Source organism: Erwinia oleae (assembly GCF_000770305.1).
Classification (GTDB): Bacteria; Pseudomonadota; Gammaproteobacteria; order Enterobacterales; family Enterobacteriaceae; genus Erwinia; species Erwinia oleae.
Map to the genome: position 1 here is coordinate 61,981 of NZ_JNVB01000010.1, position 18,099 is coordinate 80,079.

The window sequence follows — 18,099 nt, forward strand, 5'->3', positions numbered from 1 at the left end:
GGCTAAATCCGGCTCGGCGTAGATGTCATTATTATAGATGCAGGCGCTATCCTGAACACGGATACTTATCTGATAAAGGGGCAAAAAAGGCGCATTCCCTTTATTCGCTGGTGAAAATTCTAAAAACCAGAAACTTTTAACAAATAATTACTTAACATAGCGAGTAAAACGCATCGTCCCGTATGTTTTACAGGGGGTTGCGGTGAGCGAAAAGAAGTTTTACACATGCTGACACTATTGAAGACGCTTTGACGTGTCGGGCCTTTAAAAACATGGAAAGGGCACTTTTAACCGTTTCTGGTCTTAATCTCTTTCGAAGCCGTCATTTTTTTAAGTGTTATTGCCTTGTAACGGCCAGGCAGAGCGCCTGACCGTTCTGGCATTACGATGACACGTTTATGTTATCGCGCTCATCTGCCATGCAGGCTGCGGCGGTAAAGAGAATGTCCGCCGACGAATTCAGCGCTGTCTCTGCGGAGTCCTGTAGTACGCCGATGATGAAACCCACCGCCACCACCTGCATGGCGATGTTGTCCGGGATGCCAAACATATTACAGGCAACCGGGATCAGCAGCAGAGAACCGCCCGCCACGCCTGATGCGCCGCACGCGCAGATAGCAGCCACCACGCTCAGGAGAATCGCCGTTCCGGCATCAACATCAATTCCCAGTGTATTCACCGCCGCCAGCGTCAGTACGGTAATAGTGATGGACGCGCCTGCCATACTGATATTGGCGCCAATCGGAATCGACACGGAATAGGTGTCCTCATCCAGATTGAGTTTTTTCGCCAGCGCCATATTCACCGGTATGTTAGCGGCAGAGCTGCGGGTGAAAAAGGCGGTGATGCCACTTTCCCGCAGGCAGGTTAATACCAGCGGATAGGGATTGCGGCGGATTTTCCAGTAAACCAGAAGGGGATTAAATACCAGCGCCATCAACAGCATACATCCCAGCAGGAGCGCAAGCAGGCTGGCATATTCCATCAGCGCTGAGAAACCGGTTGAGGCTAACACTGAAGCAACCAGACCAAAAATGCCCAGCGGCGCAAAGCGGATGACCACTCTCACCAGCGAGGTCACGGCTTCTGACGCATCGTTCAGGAAAGCGCGCGTGGTGGAACTGCTGTGACGAAACGCGAGGCCGAGGCCGATTGCCCAAACCAGAATGCCGATATAATTAGCGTGCATCAGCGCGTCAATGGGGTTTGCCACCATGCTCATTAGCAATGAATGCAGCACGGAAAGAATGCCGGAAGGCGGCGTGATCTGCTGCGAGGCATCCGCCAGGGTCAGCGTCTGCGGTAGCAAATGGCTTGCGACCACTGCCACGACGGCGGCAAAAAAGGTACTGAGTAAATAGAGCGTGATGATGGGACGAATGCGCGTTTTTTGTCCCTGCTGATGATTCGCGATTGAGGCAATCACGAGAACCATCACCATCAGCGGCGCAACGGCCTTCAGGGCGCTGACGAAGAGTTCGCCAAACAGGCCTGCCGCCAGCGCATTTTCTTTTGAAAACCAGGCCAGCGCCATCCCGGCCACCAGACCGATTAAAATTTGTGTTACCAGACTTCCCTGCATCAGACGCTGAACCAGCCCTGAACGATCTTTTTCCAGACTCATAATTTAAAACCAGTTGTTGTCATTTTAATTTAACGCGCGGCGGCGTCGTACATCGTGTTTGCGCAGGGAAGTATAAAGAAATGTGATTGCAGGGGAAGTAAAAAATGCCCGGATGCGGCAGTGCTGCCGCAGGCCGGGCCTTAAGAGAGGAAAAGCTTAACGCTGAGACATTTGACGATCGCGGCGATGATTGACCCAGGCGTTAATCAGCAGGGTCACGGCCAGAATGCCGCCAACGGTACCCAGCGAAACGGCAACCGGAATATGATAAAGATCGACAATCAGCATCTTGATGCCGATAAACACCAGCACAATCGCCAGGCCGTATTTCAGCATTGAGAAACGTTCAGCCACGTTTGCCAGCAGAAAATACATCGCACGCAGGCCAAGAATAGCGAACAGATTTGAGGTCAGCACGATAAAGGGATCGGTGGTCACCGCGAAAATCGCCGGGATGCTGTCGACCGCGAAGATCACGTCGCTGAGTTCTACCATAATCAGCACCAGCAGCAACGGCGTTGCGAACAACAGACCATTACGGCGCACGAAAAACTTCTCGCCTTCGAGATTTTCCGTCATGCGCAGATGGTTGCGAAGCCAGCGTACCACCGGCTTGTCTCCCGGATCGCCATCGTGACCGCCGCCCTTAGCCATTTTCACACCGGTAAACAGCAGGAAGGCGCCGAAAATGTAGAGTATCCAGCTGAACTCGGATACCAGCCAGCTACCGGCGAAGATCATCACCGTTCGCAGGACGATCGCGCCCAATACGCCATAAATGAGCACGCGACGCTGAAGAGAAGTGGGTACGGAGAAGTAGCTGAACAGCATCAGCCAGACAAAGACGTTATCCACCGCGAGCGCTTTTTCCAGCACGTAGCCGGTCAGAAACGCCAGGGTTTGCGTGTGCGCGATTTCAGGGCCAGCGGTGCCTTTGAGATACCACCAGAGCCCGGCGCTGAACAGCAGCGAAACGGAGATCCAGACAATTGACCAGAAGGCAGCCTGCTTGAGCGACATGGTCTGCTCGCCGCGACGGCCCTGCATCAGCAGATCTATCGCCAGCATAATCAAAACAATGACAGCAAAGCTGCCCCAGAGAAGCGGTGTGCCTACGGTATTCATAGGGAGGATCCTGTTAAAATAAAAAAGGCCAACATCGGAAGACGTCAGCCACAGTATTTTCGCTGTAAGCAAACCTCGCCTTCCGGCAAGGTCTCACTTACAACGCAGGATCTTTTCTGGTTGCCCGGTAACCGGGTGCTTGCGCACCGTAATGACGATTGACCGACGAAGAAGTTACTCCCCTTTGCTGCTCAAGAAGATAGGCGGAGCAGCAAAAGAGGTCAAACGTATTCTGCAATATTTAGAAATATTTACACAGCGGCCGGTGCCGCGTCGGCGGGAAAGACCACGCCCGTCTGGCGGCGGATTTCCGTCAGTAATTTTGCTGTAATCCGCGACGTAACTAATCCTTCATGATGTATCTGATGATTTTCTACTAGCGAAGCAAAGGTTTCCGCTTCGTAAAGCATGGTATTAATGTGCTGCGGCTGGCTGATATCCTGCGCGCGCGCGCCGCGCGGTACCACGCTGACGCGCTGGCATTCGGCAATCTGCTCGATAAGCAGCGAACCGGCTTCGCCCTGAATCTCGCTGGCCATCCCCGACTGGCTGACTTTGGAGTGCAGCAACGTCACGTCAAAATCGCCATAATCGAGCACCACGGTACCATGTGCATCAACGCCGCTTTCCAGAAGCGTGGCGCTGGCATGCACCGCCTGCGGTTCGCCCCACAGGCTGACGGCGCTCGCCAGACAGTAAAAGCCAATGTCCATGATCGACCCGTTGGACCAGGCGGGATTGAAAGTATTTGGATTTTCGCCGTCCAGATAGCGCTGATAACGGGAAGAGTACTGACAGTAGCTGAACAGCGCCTTACGCAGTTTGCCAACCTGAGGCAGCGAACGGCGCAGCAGATGAAAGTTGGGCAGGCTGGCGGTTTTAAACGCTTCAAACAGCACCACCTGATTATCGTGCGCGCAGGCGATCATTGCTTCAACTTCCCGCAGATGAGATGCCAGCGGCTTTTCGCAAATCACATGTTTCTTATGCTGCATAAACAGCATCGCCTGCGGACAGTGCAGCGCATTGGGGCTAGCGATATACACGGCATCAATGTCTTCGCACTGCGCCAACTGCTCAAGAGAGATAAACAGATGCTCAACGGGATAATCATTGCTGAAGGTTTGCGCCTGCGCCAGCGAGCGTGAATAAACGGCAGTCAGCTTCATTTTGCCGGTTTCATGCGCGGCGTCGATAAACTGACGCGTTATCCAGTTAGTCCCTACTACAGCGAAGCGAATCATGGCGCGTTGTATTCTCCAAACGTTCAGAGGGTGTCCGGGGCGGTTCTACCCCGCCGATTTCTCAGAGTAGCACGTGTGATTTGCAGAGTAATGATTAAAAAAAGCGGTGCTGTGATGACAAATATCATCAGCATAACCGCAAAAAATCCCGCATCATTAACGATAATTCGGCGTTATTGGCGGCAAACGTTTCCTGTTTTTCCGGCCAGACAGAGTTAATAACCGATTTTCAGATGGGCAAAATAATGACAATGGGCAGCAGACACGCACTGAACTGGACCAGCATACTGGTTGCCGTTCCCGTTGGGCTGGTCGCCACGTTAGCTACGTTGGGATTCCGGGCGCTGATCGAACTTATCACCGCAATGATTTTCGGCACCCGTCATGACGTGACGCAGGCGATGACGGTTTACCCCTGGTATTTCTGGCCGCTGATTGTAGGCAGTGGTGGGGTGATTGCCGGATTTTTTCTGCGCTACGCCGCCGCCATTGAACAGAAAGAGACGGTGCGCACCGACTATCTGGATGTGATCAACGCCCGGCTCGATGCGGTACCGACCAAAACCTCGCTGTTTCGTGCGCTCTCCTCGCTTGCCAGCATCAGCAGCGGCGGCTCGATTGGTAAAGAGGGGCCGATGGTGCAGCTTTCAGCGCTCAGCGGCAGCCTGATGGGCCGTCTCTGTTTCCGGCGCCTCAACCTGCGCAACAGCGATGTTGTGGCGATGGCGGCGGCGGCGGGGCTGTCGTCGGTCTATCATGCGCCGCTGGCGTCGGCCATTTTTGTGGCTGAGATTGCCTTTGGCATTTCGGCCATGCAGCGCCTTGTGCCGCTGATTATCTCCTCCGGCGTGGCGGTGCTGATGATGTGGTCGCTGGGCTACCGTTCCGCTATCTATCCGTTCTCGCACGTGCTGTTTGAACTCACGCCCGCGACGATACTGTTGACCGTTGCGGTTGGCCTGCTGGCCGGGCTGGTTGGCTGGGCGATGATTTGGCTGATCGCGCAGAGCAGGCAACGTTTTGGCGTTGTCCGGAGCCTGCCGCTGCGGCTGGGATTCGGCGGGCTGATCGTGGGTACGATGGCCATCGGCTCGACAAAAATTCTGGGCAACGGCTATGAAGTGATTGTTGAGATCATGGCCAGCGGCTTTCTGATTAAGGCGCTCTTTGTGTTGCTGCTGCTCAAGATGTGCGCCACGGCGGTGTCGGTGGGTTCCGGGGCGGTCGGCGGCCTGTTTACGCCTTCACTGCTGATTGGAGCCATTCTTGGTGTGCTGGTGGCTTCACTAGCGGTTCTGGCAGGGTTGCCGATAAGTAACGTGCTTATTTTTGCCGCTGTCGGCATGGGCGCGGTGCTGGCGTCGGTAAGCCAGGCGCCGCTGATGGCGATGCTGATGGTGTTGGAAATGACCCTGAACAGCAGCCTGCTGTTTCCCGCGATGATCGCCTGCTTGCTGGCTTCCATGACCGTTTACCACCTGCACGCCAACAGCACCTATCCGGTTATCAAAAACCATTTTCGGCGCTCAGACGCCAAGTTCGATTTTGATAACGGCATCATTTCACAGTTTATCGTTTCCGGCGCGGCGCTGACGCCGACCGCCTCGGTCGGAAAAGCGCTGGCCGTCAGTTCATTAAAGCGCGAGCGTTTTGTGTATGTGATCGGTGAAGAGGGCGAATTCCTGGGCGCGGTATCGATTCACGATATTTCGCGGCAGGTGCTGGATAAAGTTATCACGCTGGACTCGCCGGTGAGCTGCGTGATGGATGAAAGCTTTCCCTATATTTTTGAAAACCAAACCATCACCGAAGGCTGGGAAGCGTTTGCAAAAGTGACGCTGGAGCGCCTGCCGGTGCTGAACAACCCGCAGGAGAAAAAATACCTCGGCGCGCTGACCAAAACCAGCCTGATTCAGAAAGCGAAAGACTTCTTATAAAGACGTCAGCTTTCGCGCCCGTGCAGCGCCTGCTCGGTCAGCCAGAGCCGCGTATCAAACTCTAACTGATGATACTGCGGCTCCATGTGGCAGCAAAGCTGGTAAAACGCCTTGTTATGCGCTTTCTCTTTGATGTGCGCCAGTTCATGTACCACGATCATCCGCAGAAAGGCTCCCGGCGCCTGTTTGAAAATGGTCGCCACGCGAATTTCCGCCTTCGCTTTCAGTTTCCCGCCCTGAACGCGGGAAATGGCGGTGTGCAGGCCGAGCGCATCCTTCATGATCCTGATTTTGCTGTCGTAGAGCACTTTATTGAGCGGGGGCGCATTGCGCAGCGCCTGATTTTTAAGCGCCATTGCATAGTCATACAGCTCGCGGTCGCTGGTCACGCTGTGGCTCTCCGGATAGCGTTTGCGCAGCACGTCGCCGAGCCGCTGCTGAGCGATGAGCTGACGCACCTGCGCCAGCAGCGATTCAGGATAGCCCTGAAGGTAAATCAATGACATGCCAGCTCCTGCAAGAAAAACGTTTACTGTCGGCGCGATTTAGGGGATAAAGCGCGGGAATTTTACCACTAAGGTTATCCCATGAGCCAACTTGAACTGAGCCACCGCACGCTGACGCTGCATCGCTTTCCCCCCATGCGTGAGGAGAGCCCGCTACAGGCGTGGGATGCCGCTGATGAATACCTGTTAAACACGCTGAACGAGACGTCCGTTAGCGGCCCGACGCTGATCTTTAACGACGCCTTTGGCGCGCTGGCCTGTGCGCTGGCGGACGATGCGGTGTTCAGCATTGGCGATTCGCTGCTCAGCCAGCTGGCGACACGGCAAAACCTGAAGCTTAATGGCAGGGAAGAGGATGCGGTCACGCTGCTGGACAGCCTTGCGCCGCTGCCTGCCGCTCCCGCCCGCGTGCTGATCAAAATCCCGAAAACGCTGGCCCTGCTGGAGCATCAGCTGCGCGCGCTACGCAGCGTGGTTACGCCGGAGACGCAGATCGTCGCCGCCGGGAAAGTCAAAGAGATCCACAGCTCAACGCTTCAGCTTTTTGAGCGCGTACTGGGGAAAACCACCACCTCGCTGGCGGTGAAGAAGGCGCGCCTGATCTACTGCACGCCGGATTTGCCCGTGCTGGCGGATGCGCCCGCCACGCTGACCTGGCCGCTCGACGGCACTGATTACCACATCCACAACCATGCCAACGTGTTTGCCCGCAGCAGTCTTGATATCGGCGCGCGCTTTTTTATCGCGCATCTGCCGGAAAATATCGACGGGGAGATCCTTGATCTTGGCTGCGGCAACGGCGTTATTGGCCTGATGGCCCTTGAGAAAAACCCCGATGCGGTGGTGCACTTTGTGGATGAATCGATGACGGCGGTGGCGTCCAGCCAGCTGAACGTTGAGGTGAATCGCCCGCAGGATCTGGCGCGAAGCCGTTTTTCAGTGAACAACGTGCTGTCAGGTTTTCCCTCAGACAGCCTGAGCGCAGTACTGTGCAATCCGCCTTTCCATCAGCAAAACGCGGTCACCGATCATGTTGCCTGGCAGATGTTTCGCGATGCCCGTCGTTGCCTCGCCTGGAGCGGCGAACTGCGCATCGTGGGTAACCGCCACCTCGACTATTACCACAAAATGAAAAAGCTGTTCGGCAACTGCGACACCGTGGCGTCGAACCAGAAGTTCGTTATCCTGCGTGCGGTCAAAGTCCGCTAACCACGCCGCTGTATCCATGAATACCGCTGCTGATAGCCATGACTGAAATGGGTGTTGCGACGATAGCTTGCCTGCTCTTCCGCCATACAGTAGGTACAAACGCGGCTCAGTTCGATCTGCGTTGCCGGCACACCTTCGCGTAGGGCGATGCGTTTCGCCAGCAGCGGCAGGTCAAACCACACGCCCTGCGTGGTGGCCGCCGCCTGTGCGCGTACGGCGGCCGGGTTGGCTGGCTGGTGTGCGGTAACCGGCAGCAGCGGCGTCAGCCCGTGCGGATTTTCCTGCCCGACGCGCGTTATCAGATCCTTACCCAGTTCGTAGCAGCATGGGCCGATCGACGGGCCGACGGCGATCGTCAGGCTTTCCGGCGTGGCGCCTTGCTCGCACAGACGATGAAGCGTGTTGATCAGCACGCCTTTCAGCGTGCCGGTGAGGCTGGCGTGAACGGCGGCAACCTGCTTGCCGCGCGCGTCGGCAATCAGTATCGGCAGGCAGTCGGCGGTATAGACCGCCAGCGGACGATGGCCGCTGCCGATCAGCCCGTCGGCCTCACGGCTTTTCACCGGCAGCGCTTCGCTGTCGGTGACCACCGTCGCACTGTGGCGCTGATGGTTATAGATGGCATCGTCCGGCGGTGCCTCGCCGGCTGGCAGAAAGGCGTGATCGAGCCAGTCAAAAGCGGAGAGCAGCGTTGAGCGGCAGGTATCAGGCATCAGGGCGTCCTTCCGGGTTGGGATCGTATCCTGTCATTATGGCTGAAAGCGTATCGCCGATCCCGCTTAAATCGCCAGCGCCAGCGCGGTGGCCTGGGCGATAGCCCGACGTGCATCCAGTTCCAGCGCCAACTCTGCGCCGCCAATGATATGAACCGTTTTCTTTTTTGCCGCTAATTCATCGGCCAGCGGACGGTAAGATTCCTGTCCGGCGCAGACAACGACGTTGTCCACCGGCAGCAGCTCCGCTTTTCCTTCACGCAGAATATGCAGCCCCTCATCGTCTATTTTCAGGTACTCAATGCCGCCCCACATCTTTACCGCGCGCATCTGCAAACTGGCGCGATGTATCCAACCGGTGGTTTTACCCAGCGTCGCGCCGGGCTTTCCTGAACGCCGCTGCAACAGCCAGATTTGACGCGCTGACGACGGCAGCTGCGGCGCGGTGAGACCGCCCGGCTGCGCCAGCGTGCGGTCGATTCCCCACTCTTCGCAGAACGCCGCCACGTCAAGGCTTGCCGACGGACCATGCTGGCTGAGATATTCCGCCGTATCAAACCCAATGCCGCCCGCACCAATAATGGCAACGCGCTGACCGACCGGGACTTTATCGCGCAGCACCGCCAGATAGCTGAGCACCGACGGATGATCGATACCGGGGATGTCGGGGACGCGCGGCGCGACGCCGCTCGCCACGATAATTTCATCAAAGTTTGTCAGCATATCGGCGCTGGCTGCCTGATTGAGGCGCAGCGTGACGTTTTTTAACGCCAGCTGGCGCTGAAAATAGCGCAGGGTTTCGCTGAACTCCTCTTTGCCGGGGATCTGCCGGGCAATGCTGAACTGGCCGCCAATCTCCGGCGCGCGGTCGAACAGCGTTACCTGATGGCCGCGCCCGGCTGCGTTAACGGCAAAGGCCAGACCTGCCGGGCCCGCGCCCACCACCGCCAGTTTTTTCACCTGACGAGCCGGCGTTACCGGCATCTCGGTTTCATGGCAGGCTCGCGGGTTTACCAGGCAGGAGGTCACTTTTCCGGCAAAAATCCGATCGAGGCAGGCCTGATTGCAGCCAATGCAGGTATTGATTTCATCGCTGCGTCCGGACTGCGCCTTGCTGACGAATTCGGCATCGGCAAGAAAAGGGCGCGCCATCGAGATCATATCGGCGCAGCCTTCATCAAGTAGCGCCTGCGCGACGGCGGGATGGTTGATGCGATTAGTGGCGATCAGCGGCACGCTGACGTGGTGACGAAGCTGTTGCGTTACCCAGCCAAATGCGCCGCGCGGCACGGAGGTGGCAATCGTGGGAATGCGCGCCTCGTGCCAGCCGATGCCGGTGTTGAGAAGCGTTGCGCCGGCCTGCTCAACTGCCTGCGCCAGCTTCACCGTCTGCGCCAGCGTGCTGCCCTCCTCAACCAGATCCAGCATCGACAGGCGGTAAATAATAATGAAATCGCGACCTGTTGCCTCGCGTACCGCACGAACGATCGCCACCGCGAAACGCATTCTGCGCTGCTCGTCACCGCCCCATTCATCGCTGCGCTGGTTGGTGCGCACCGTGAGGAACTGATTTATCAGATAGCCTTCCGAGCCCATGATTTCGACGCCGTCGTAGCCGGCCTGCTGCGCAAGGCGGGCGCAGCGCGCAAAGCTGGCGATCAGCGCGAGAATGTCGTCATGGGTGAGTTCACGCGGTCTGAACGGGTTAATCGGCGCCTGAAGCGGAGAGGGCGCCACCAGCGCGGACTGATAGCTGTAGCGTCCGGCATGGAGGATCTGTAGCGCGATTTTCCCGCCTGCACGATGAACGGCTTCGGTGACCGTGCGATGGTGGGCAAGCTGTTCCGGGCTGTCAAGCACGGACGCGCCCGCCATCACCACCCCTTCCGCCGAGGGCGCGATGCCGCCGGTCACGATCAGCGCCACGCCCGCCGCGGCGCGTTCGGCATAAAATGCCGCCAGACGACGCGGGCCGTCGGGGTGTTCTTCCAGCCCGGTATGCATTGAGCCCATCAGCACCCGATTTTTTAAACGGGTAAAGCCAAGATCCAGCGGGGAAAAGAGAGATGCGCTCATAGAATATCAACGGGTAAGTGGTCGGATGAGTTAACTTTAGCGAGGAAAAGCAGCCAGGCAACGGGATGTTATCGGGAGTGTGACCTGCGTCTGCAAATGAGCGCGCTACCTGTCAGTTTAAAAGGATCAAACATGACAATAAATAATTCAGAAATGAATAAAGGAACTGCGTCCGCGAGGCATTTTTATCGGTGATTATTAGCGTGAGAACATTTTCACGTACCGTCATTAATGTAAAGATAATTAAATAATCATATTTTATTGCTGACATTTATTGATAAACAGAGTGAGTTTATTTAACCATTCTCTTCTTGCTATTTAACCTCTTTTAAACTGTGGAAAGAAAAAAGGCCGAGAATTTTCAAAAGAGATACGCGTCTTAAATAAGCGCGTTCGTGATTTCTGAAAAAGTATTTTAAATGAATTTTATTCTTATCTTTTTGATTGAAAGGGAAATGATATTATATTTTCTTTGCTATAAGCACATCTTATTGCCTTTGTTTCTAAAAGAGAGATATCGTCAGTAAGAACGTTTTCAGTTACTAAAATTACAAAATACGCAGGACAATTTCCATCCAGGATTAATCTTAATGATTATATTAATGGCAAAGTGTTAGAACTTATTTTTATTATTGCAGACTTACTTAAAGTGGAGCATTTCCGCTAATTATTTTAACCCGGCGCCCAGGTTTATTCCTGTTGTCCTTGAAGAGAGACTCTATTTTGACGACTCTAAAACCCCTGTTAGCGAAAAATCGTAGTTGGGCCTTACAGCGCCGCCAACGCAATCCGCACTATTTTCGACAAAACGTACATTCGCAGCAGCCGCATTCGTTGTGGATTGGCTGTTCAGACAGTCGTGTGCCTGCCGAAGTACTGACGGGTGCGCATCCCGGAGAACTGTTTGTCCATCGTAATATCGCCAATATGGTGGTGAGCGGCGACGACAATTTTATGAGCGTGCTGCAATACGCGCTGGAGTATCTGAAAGTGTCGCGCATTGTGCTGTGCGGACATTACGGCTGCGGCGGCGTACAGGCGGCGACATCGCTGCCGGATATTCCCCTTTCTGATGAAAACTCACCGCTGGCTCGTCGTATCACCCAACTGCGGGAAGCAATATCGCCGGGTCTGGCTGAAGCGACGGACGGGGAAGATGAAACCGCGCGATTGAACCGGCTGGTTGAGGTTAATGTCCTCGCGCAGTTTGCTCATCTCATTGAAGCCGAACCGGTACGTAACGCCTGGCGCGACGGGGTGCAGCTGGATGTATTCGGCTGCGTTTATGATCTCAAAAGCGGTCACCTCAAAGAGCTTATCCAGCAGAATGCGGAGGGGAAAACGGTATGAATTTCAACACGCTTCGCCAGGACATCCCTGCGGGACTGGTGGTTTTTCTGGTCGCGCTGCCGCTGTGTCTGGGGATTGCTCAGGCCAGTGGCCTTCCGCCGTTTGTCGGTTTGCTGACCGGCGTGATCGGTGGTTTGGTGGTCACTACCTTCAGCCCCTCCAAATTTGCAGTAAGCGGTCCGGCCGCCGGATTGGTCACCATCGTTACCGGCGCTATCGAGACGCTTGGTTCGTTTTCTGCGCTGCTGCTTGCGCTGGTTATCGCCGGCGTTCTCCAGTTCCTGTTGGGACTGGCGCATGCCGGGCGGTTTATTACGCTCGTACCCGGCACGGTGATCAAAGGCATGCTGGCGGCGATTGGTATTTTGCTGATTATTCAACAGATCCCCGTCGCACTGGGCGCAGCCGAAGAGAGTGAACTGAGCGATATGGTGACCGGCGGCGCCTTCAGCTTCTCCCTCTCCGCCATCGTGGTATCCGGCATCGGCCTGCTTATTCTGTGGTTCTGGACTACGCCAACGCTGAAAAAGGTTAAGGCGCTGAGCTGGATGCCCGGCCCGCTGGTCGCCGTGCTGTTTGGCTGTCTGGCAACCGTGGTCGGTGGACGCTTGTTCCCGGAGATCGTCAGCAACCTGCCGCGCATCTCGCTGCCGGCTTTTGACAGCATTCAGGCGCTGACCGGCGAACTGGAAAGCCCTGACTGGGCGGCCTGGCAAAATCCCGCCATCTACGTGGTTGCCGTGACCCTGGCTATTGTAGCCAGTCTGGAAACGCTGCTGAGCCAGGAGGCGTTGAAAAAACTTCGTGCTCAGCATCCTGCGCCGTCGCCGGATAAAGAGATGCGCGCTCAGGGGATCGGTAACCTCATCAGCGGTTTTTTAGGTGGCCTGCCTATTACCGCCGTTATCGTGCGCAGTTCGGTAAACGTCAGCGTCGGCGCGCAGAGCAAACTCTCAATCTTTGTTCATGGCGTTCTGCTGCTGGTCTGTGGACTGTGGTTCAGCGATTTACTTAATGCCATCCCGCTGGCCAGCCTCGCTGCGGTACTGCTTTACACCGGTTACAAACTTGCCACGCCGCGTCTGTTCATCGAACAGTTTCGTCAGGGGGCACAGCAATATGTGCCATTCCTGGCGACCATCGGCGGCATTCTGGTGTTCGGCATGCTGGCGGGCATCGGTATTGGCCTGGCGACGCAAATCCTGTTCAGCGTTTACAAAAGTCACCGCAACGCCATGCTGTTGACGCGCTATGACGATCACTACGTGCTTCGTTTCCAGCAGAATCTGACGTTTATGCACAACCCGCGTCTGAAAGGGCTGCTGGCGCAAATTCCCGAAAACAGCGTGGTGATCGTCGATCACGATAATGCGGAGTATCTCGATCCCGACGTTAAAGCGGTGCTCGAAGATTTCGGCGAAGGCGCGGGCAAACGCGGTATTGTTTTAAACCAGTGGCCGGTGAAAGTCGCGGGGTAAGACGACATTCTTAAACGGTAAAAGAAGGGCCTGATAAGACATCGTTGTAAAAATGAGGGGCGAAGCGCCCCTCATTTTATTCCTGATGATTGTTGCAAATGGTGTGGCGCGTTCTATGCTTCGGGAGCAAATTTGCTGTTCAGAGGGATTGCTATGAGATTTAAGGGTTTGACGAAAGGATTTTTCATTCTGATTTTGTTTATCGTAACGGTCGCGTTTTTCAACGTTCTTGGACCTTACTTTTCCGCCATTTTATGGGCGGCGATCCTCGCCGTTATTTTCCAGCCGATGAAAACCCGTCTCAGAACGCTGTTAGCCGACAGAAACGGGCTCGCATCACTGCTGACGCTGTTAATCATCTGCCTGATTGTCTTCACGCCGTTGGCCATCGTCGCGTCATCCATGGCGATTGAATTCAACGTGGTCTATCTCAAGCTTCAACACAATAATACGCAATTGCCGGTCATATTTACCGATGCGATACAGCACCTGCCGCAATGGGCGCGTAATTTCCTCGCCGATCACGATCTGGACAACGCCGCGAGCATTCAGCAAAAACTGTCGCAGTTTGCGCTTCAGGGCAGCCGATACGTCGCAGGAAGCGTTTTCCTGATCGGTAAAGGCACGTTCAGTTTTGTGGTGGGCTTTGGCGTGATGCTTTATCTGCTGTTCTTCCTCTTGAAGGATGGTGCCTGGCTGGTGAATCTGATCCTGGAATCGCTGCCGCTGTCGAAATACGTTAAGCATCATCTGTTTATGAAGTTTGCCGCCGTTGCGCGTGCGACGGTGAAAGGAACAGTGGCGGTCGCTATTGTCCAGGGTACGCTGGGCGGCATCGCGTTCTGGTTCGCCGACATTGACGGCAGCCTGCTGTGGGGCGCGCTGATGGCGTTTCTTTCCCTGATCCCCGCCGTCGGTTCGGCGATTATCTGGGTTCCTGCTGCCATCTACCTCTTTGCCACGGGAATGCTGTGGAAGGGCATCCTGCTGGTGGCGTTTTTCGTGGTGGTGATTGGGCTGGTGGATAATATTTTGCGTCCGCTGTTGGTGGGTAAAGACACCAAGATGCCTGACTACCTGATCCTGATTGCCACGCTGGGCGGCATGGAAATTTACGGTATTAACGGTTTCGTTATCGGGCCGCTTATTGCTGCGCTCTTTATTGCCTGCTGGAATCTGCTGTCCGGCCGCGATCATCAGGGCAACAGTGATGAAATTGATGAGGATTTTATCGAAGAAGGTAAAAATCACGCTGAATCAAATAGTTAACTTGTTATCAAACGCGGCGTTTTCGCGCCGCGTTCTCTTCTGACATGCAGGAATTCGGCGTTCTTGCGAGCCAGATCAAATTCTATGTACTGAATTTCTCTTCACCGAAAAAAAGCATTTCACATTTTTAATAAACAGATATACTGTGTTTATATACAGTATTTCCTGCGGCCTGTTTCATCTCAGGCCAGCTCTGGCGCGATGTCGTACAGGGCTGTTTCAATTTGCCAAATGTTCATTTCTATCTGGCCATGACAATGCGGTCATGGTTTGTCCGCCTGTATCCTACGCAGAACATCACCGCGACATTAACAGGCAGACGTGGCGGAGGATCGGTGTGTCGCTGCTTATAGTGTTCCCCGCGTGCGCGGGGTTATACCGCGATGCCTCCAATGTTAAATTCCTGCTGAAGGGTGAGCGGCATGATTAGAAAATTTCAGGTTTTCGTCTCGTCAACATTCAACGACCTGCTTGACGAGCGTCAGGCGGCGGTGAGTGCGATCCTCACGGCGGGGCACATTCCAGCGGGTATGGAGCTGTTTAAACCCGGCGATCAAACTCAGCTCGACATTATCAAAAGATGGATAGACGAGTCGGACATTTACCTGCTGGTGTTGGGGGGGCGATACGGATCGATTGCGCCGGGCAGCGAGTCCAGCTACACGGAGCTTGAGTATGACTACGCGTTGAAAACCAATAAGCCCCTGTTTTCGGTGGTCATTGATGAGGACTACCTGGCGCATAAAGTGCGCGATTTCGGACAGCGCGTTCTGGAGCTTGACCATCATGATCAATACAGAGCATTCAGAAGCAAAGTTGTCAGCTATCCGGTGGCATTCTATAAGGATAATAAAGATATACAGATCGCTGTCTATAAAACGTTGCCAGCGCTTGTATCAGAAAGAGATCTTAAGGGCTGGGTATCAGGCAGAGATCTTCCTGATAACCAGGGGCTGATTGAACAGATCTCGCGCCTCACGCAGGAGAACGCAAGCCTGCGATCGTTGGTAACATTGCTTTCGACATGAATGCATCGTGGTTTCTGTCCCGCCGCCGGGGAAAAACAACGTTCACTTTGTCTTGCGGCTCATGAGATCGCCAGTTAAAAGGGCTACCTTTCGTTTTGCCGATCCGTACAAAGAAAAATCGTTAACTCATCTCGTTATAAATACCAGTGACGCGGCCCAACAGTTGAATATCGCTCACGGCGCATTCAAAGGGAACCTTGCCGCCGGTGACGTGAAGCTTTTTGCCTGGCAGGACGGTCAGTTCGCGAAGGCTGACCGTGCTTTCTATCTCCACCAGCCAAAGGCCATCGGTAAGAGAGAGCGTTTTATCAATAAAATGCAGGCGACCTTCGGTGCGAACGGCGATGCCTTCACCCGGCGGTTTGCTAAAAAAATGTGCATCGATAGCTAAACTACTCCCTTTTTTTAACGCGCCATCATCAAAAATGAATACCGGAATGTTTAATGATTCACTTTTTGGGATTTTTGCGTCGCTGCGTTTCTCTCCCTGACCGGTCATCAACCACTGGATATTCACACCTGTTTCCAGCGCGCAATGTACGGCGAAATCATAGGACATATTGCCGCGTTTGTAGCGATTTTGCAGCGAACTGGCGGCGATATTAAAGTGATTCGCTAACTGGAGCTTCTGGGTGAAACCATACACCTCACAAATCCTGTTCAGTAATTCTTCATTATTGAAATTAGTGTCAGATACCATAAATAGCATTCTCTTAATTGACTGATGCTAAAATTAGCATTATCCGTATTGACCGCTAAGAAGGGCTTTTGAATAGCGAACACGGGCAAAGAGGGAATGATGCAATATGGTTTGTGAAATCGCAATCCTCAAAATTTTGTCATGCGATTCTGCACTGAACATTTGTTACCTCTGACAGCGACCGCGCGCCATCGGCGAAGAGTTCACTTTCGGGGAATTGACCGACGCGCGCGGCCTTTCAACAGGTTAAAACAGGAGGAGGCAGGGCTATGACTATACCGGTTGTTACTGCCCCGCAACGCGCGGGCGAGCGGCTTTCCGGCCTGAACCATGTTGCCGAATTGCGGGCGCGTTTCTGGCCCGATAGCTGGCAGGATGTTGAGCGATTTTTCACCAGGCTGCGCGATACGCGCGATCTGCACCGTGCGGAAAATGCCCGCGCATTGGCTGCCATCTTCTTTCTGGCAAACATTCCTCTGGCGGCTCACCAGCGGCCTCTGAGCGAACTGACCCGTGAGGAGAAAAAAGCGCTCATTTCCGCCATGAATCATTTACGCGCCGTCGTCAGCCTGTTCCCCAAACGGCTAACCATGCCGCTTTAATCAGGCCAAAAATTAATCAAGGCGTTAAACCCGTCGGGCATTGTATTGCCTGAATCCAGGAGATCTGTGATGAAAAAGAGTACCCGCAGTCACGACGCAGAGCACATTGCTTATTTGCTGCACGAAACCCGCCTCGATGAGCGGCGAACGCGTGCGAATTTACTGTCAGCACGACTGGATAAACTGGCCGATTACCTGTCGGATAACGCGCTGGGCGGCGCCGATGCCGTCGGACTGTTGCGTCAGGAAGCGGAAAATATCCAGCGCCAGGCCGGGGAGCTGTGCTGATGGGCGACATCGTGGATCGGGCGCAACAGCAGGAAGAGGACGATCGCGAGCGGCTGCTGCACGCTATCCTGCATCGTCAGGTCACGCCTTCACGCCTCACCTGCGAAGAGTGTGATGTGGCGCTGCCGGAAGCCCGCCGGGTTGCAGTGCCGGGCGTCAGGCTTTGCGTCAACTGCCAGGCCATCGCCGAACTGAAATCAAAACATTATCGGGCGGTTTAAGGTGGCGATCTCATACGCTTTTTCGTGGAACGTCCGGCAGCCGGCGATCGTCCGTCCCTTATTAACCTACAAGGATCAGTATCGTCGCGATCGCATGATGGCGGCGCTGCTGCATGCCAGAAAATCTCTCTCTTTACAGCCGGAATGCGTGCGCCGTGATGCTTATCGCCTGTTCGATGCACTGGAAGCGCGTGCGGGAAGCCAGCGAGCGAATGCCTGGCTTATCACTTTCAGTAAAAAAACGCTGCCGAGGCTTGAGCAGGTCAATAAAAGATATCGGGTGAATACGATCGGCCAACAGACCTCCGCCGCACTGTTTGCCGGGCATTTTGATACGTCAATTTTGCAGCACGTTGCTTCGCGGCTGGTTGATATTATCAACCGATACAATCGCCTGGCGGACATGTCAAAAGCCGACATTGAACTGCTGAGTAAAGACGTCGCCCATTTCATTCGCGCCGCGCTGGCCGACATCGATACCACAGGTTTCAGCGATCTGAAAACCCTTTACTGCTGGTATATGCATGCTGCGCGACTGTGCCGACAGCTTAACGTCACGCCGCCGCTCTGGGCGCGCGCCAGCCAGAAATATGTGGCGGAGGAGGAGATTGCGCCTGCCGTCACACGTATGTTTAGCGAAGGCTGGTGGCGCGCATCGCTGCGCCGAACCGCTGCCGCCTGGCGCGAGCATCTCTTTATTGCGATGGGCAGCGTCAGCAAAAAAAAGCA

17 protein-coding genes are annotated in these 18,099 nt (G+C 54.8%); 10 read left to right on the forward strand and 7 right to left on the reverse strand.

The window, feature by feature from the left end; genetic code table 11:
- Positions 1-382: 382 nt before the first annotated feature.
- From sstT to GS12_RS05220, 3 genes are all read right to left on the reverse strand, one after another.
- Positions 383-1,624, reverse strand: coding sequence for a serine/threonine transporter SstT (gene sstT / locus GS12_RS05210; protein ID WP_152601356.1), 1,242 nt, complete (start codon positions 1,622-1,624; stop codon positions 383-385).
- 156 nt (positions 1,625-1,780) lie between these two features.
- Positions 1,781-2,749 (reverse strand): TerC family protein, encoded by a 969-nt coding sequence (locus GS12_RS05215; protein WP_034944542.1) that lies wholly within the window; start codon positions 2,747-2,749, stop codon positions 1,781-1,783.
- 251 nt (positions 2,750-3,000) lie between these two features.
- Positions 3,001-3,993 carry a Gfo/Idh/MocA family protein gene (locus GS12_RS05220; RefSeq protein ID WP_034944545.1) on the reverse strand — a complete coding sequence of 331 codons (993 nt, stop codon included), beginning with the start codon at positions 3,991-3,993 and terminating at the stop codon, positions 3,001-3,003.
- A 245-nt stretch (positions 3,994-4,238) separates the two neighbouring features.
- Here GS12_RS05220 and GS12_RS05225 point away from each other — a divergent pair, with 245 nt between their 5' ends.
- Entirely contained in the window at positions 4,239-5,930 is a 1,692-nt protein-coding gene (locus GS12_RS05225; RefSeq protein WP_034944584.1) for a chloride channel protein, read from the forward strand.
- A gap of 5 nt (positions 5,931-5,935) precedes the next feature.
- Here the strand turns inward: GS12_RS05225 and GS12_RS05230 are convergent, their stop codons facing one another.
- Positions 5,936-6,436: a YgjP-like metallopeptidase domain-containing protein gene (locus GS12_RS05230; RefSeq protein ID WP_034944551.1), complete on the reverse strand. Its 501-nt coding sequence runs from the start codon at positions 6,434-6,436 to the stop codon at positions 5,936-5,938.
- Positions 6,437-6,517: 81 nt separating this feature from the next.
- Between GS12_RS05230 and rlmG the strand changes: the two genes are divergently transcribed.
- A complete protein-coding gene (gene rlmG, locus GS12_RS05235; RefSeq protein ID WP_034944554.1) occupies positions 6,518-7,645 on the forward strand; it encodes a 23S rRNA (guanine(1835)-N(2))-methyltransferase RlmG in 1,128 nt (375 codons plus the stop codon).
- Here the strand turns inward: rlmG and GS12_RS05240 are convergent.
- Both GS12_RS05240 and GS12_RS05245 read right to left on the reverse strand, forming a co-directional pair.
- Positions 7,642-8,358 carry a polyphenol oxidase family protein gene (locus GS12_RS05240; protein ID WP_034944557.1) on the reverse strand — a complete coding sequence of 239 codons (717 nt, stop codon included), beginning with the start codon at positions 8,356-8,358 and terminating at the stop codon, positions 7,642-7,644. The two genes, rlmG and GS12_RS05240, sit on opposite strands and share 4 nt — an antisense overlap.
- 66 nt (positions 8,359-8,424) lie before the next feature.
- Positions 8,425-10,434 (reverse strand): NADPH-dependent 2,4-dienoyl-CoA reductase, encoded by a 2,010-nt coding sequence (locus tag GS12_RS05245; protein WP_034944560.1) that lies wholly within the window; start codon positions 10,432-10,434, stop codon positions 8,425-8,427.
- Between the two features lie 723 nt (positions 10,435-11,157).
- Between GS12_RS05245 and GS12_RS05250 the strand changes: the two genes are divergently transcribed.
- From GS12_RS05250 to GS12_RS05265, 4 genes are all read left to right on the forward strand, one after another.
- Entirely contained in the window at positions 11,158-11,784 is a 627-nt protein-coding gene (locus tag GS12_RS05250; protein ID WP_034911876.1) for a carbonic anhydrase, read from the forward strand.
- Positions 11,781-13,262 (forward strand): SulP family inorganic anion transporter, encoded by a 1,482-nt coding sequence (locus GS12_RS05255; protein ID WP_034944563.1) that lies wholly within the window; start codon positions 11,781-11,783, stop codon positions 13,260-13,262. Before GS12_RS05250 ends, GS12_RS05255 begins: the two co-directional genes overlap by 4 nt.
- 153 nt (positions 13,263-13,415) lie before the next feature.
- Positions 13,416-14,531: an AI-2E family transporter gene (locus GS12_RS05260; RefSeq protein ID WP_034944566.1), complete on the forward strand. Its 1,116-nt coding sequence runs from the start codon at positions 13,416-13,418 to the stop codon at positions 14,529-14,531.
- Between the two features lie 422 nt (positions 14,532-14,953).
- Entirely contained in the window at positions 14,954-15,559 is a 606-nt protein-coding gene (locus tag GS12_RS05265; protein ID WP_052118356.1) for a DUF4062 domain-containing protein, read from the forward strand.
- Between the two features lie 121 nt (positions 15,560-15,680).
- Here the strand turns inward: GS12_RS05265 and GS12_RS05270 are convergent, their stop codons facing one another.
- On the reverse strand, positions 15,681-16,259 hold the full coding sequence (locus tag GS12_RS05270) for a phage repressor protein CI (RefSeq protein WP_034944569.1): 579 nt from the start codon (positions 16,257-16,259) through the stop codon (positions 15,681-15,683).
- A 269-nt stretch (positions 16,260-16,528) separates the two neighbouring features.
- Between GS12_RS05270 and GS12_RS05275 the strand changes: the two genes are divergently transcribed.
- The 4 genes from GS12_RS05275 to GS12_RS05290 all read left to right on the forward strand — a co-directional run.
- Positions 16,529-16,861: a DUF5347 family protein gene (locus tag GS12_RS05275; RefSeq protein WP_034944571.1), complete on the forward strand. Its 333-nt coding sequence runs from the start codon at positions 16,529-16,531 to the stop codon at positions 16,859-16,861.
- A 69-nt stretch (positions 16,862-16,930) separates the two neighbouring features.
- Positions 16,931-17,149, forward strand: a complete 219-nt coding sequence (locus tag GS12_RS05280) for a DUF2732 family protein (protein WP_034944573.1) — start codon at positions 16,931-16,933, stop codon at positions 17,147-17,149.
- Positions 17,149-17,370 carry a TraR/DksA family transcriptional regulator gene (locus GS12_RS05285; RefSeq protein ID WP_034944590.1) on the forward strand — a complete coding sequence of 74 codons (222 nt, stop codon included), beginning with the start codon at positions 17,149-17,151 and terminating at the stop codon, positions 17,368-17,370. The genes GS12_RS05280 and GS12_RS05285 overlap by 1 nt, the downstream gene beginning before the upstream one ends.
- Position 17,371: 1 nt before the next feature.
- The coding region (locus GS12_RS05290; protein WP_034944574.1) for a replication endonuclease at positions 17,372-18,099 on the forward strand (728 nt) is incomplete at its 3' end.

Coding starts and splice junctions, on each gene's coding strand:
- sstT (WP_152601356.1), bottom strand. CDS start 1,624: ATGAGTCTGGAAAAAGATCGTTCAGGGCTGGTTCAGCGTCTGATGCAG.
- GS12_RS05215 (WP_034944542.1), bottom strand. CDS start 2,749: ATGAATACCGTAGGCACACCGCTTCTCTGGGGCAGCTTTGCTGTCATT.
- GS12_RS05220 (WP_034944545.1), bottom strand. CDS start 3,993: ATGATTCGCTTCGCTGTAGTAGGGACTAACTGGATAACGCGTCAGTTT.
- GS12_RS05225 (WP_034944584.1), top strand. CDS start 4,239: ATGACAATGGGCAGCAGACACGCACTGAACTGGACCAGCATACTGGTT.
- GS12_RS05230 (WP_034944551.1), bottom strand. CDS start 6,436: ATGTCATTGATTTACCTTCAGGGCTATCCTGAATCGCTGCTGGCGCAG.
- rlmG (WP_034944554.1), top strand. CDS start 6,518: ATGAGCCAACTTGAACTGAGCCACCGCACGCTGACGCTGCATCGCTTT.
- GS12_RS05240 (WP_034944557.1), bottom strand. CDS start 8,358: ATGCCTGATACCTGCCGCTCAACGCTGCTCTCCGCTTTTGACTGGCTC.
- GS12_RS05245 (WP_034944560.1), bottom strand. CDS start 10,434: ATGAGCGCATCTCTCTTTTCCCCGCTGGATCTTGGCTTTACCCGTTTA.
- GS12_RS05255 (WP_034944563.1), top strand. CDS start 11,781: ATGAATTTCAACACGCTTCGCCAGGACATCCCTGCGGGACTGGTGGTT.
- GS12_RS05260 (WP_034944566.1), top strand. CDS start 13,416: ATGAGATTTAAGGGTTTGACGAAAGGATTTTTCATTCTGATTTTGTTT.
- GS12_RS05265 (WP_052118356.1), top strand. CDS start 14,954: ATGATTAGAAAATTTCAGGTTTTCGTCTCGTCAACATTCAACGACCTG.
- GS12_RS05270 (WP_034944569.1), bottom strand. CDS start 16,259: ATGGTATCTGACACTAATTTCAATAATGAAGAATTACTGAACAGGATT.
- GS12_RS05275 (WP_034944571.1), top strand. CDS start 16,529: ATGACTATACCGGTTGTTACTGCCCCGCAACGCGCGGGCGAGCGGCTT.
- GS12_RS05280 (WP_034944573.1), top strand. CDS start 16,931: ATGAAAAAGAGTACCCGCAGTCACGACGCAGAGCACATTGCTTATTTG.
- GS12_RS05285 (WP_034944590.1), top strand. CDS start 17,149: ATGGGCGACATCGTGGATCGGGCGCAACAGCAGGAAGAGGACGATCGC.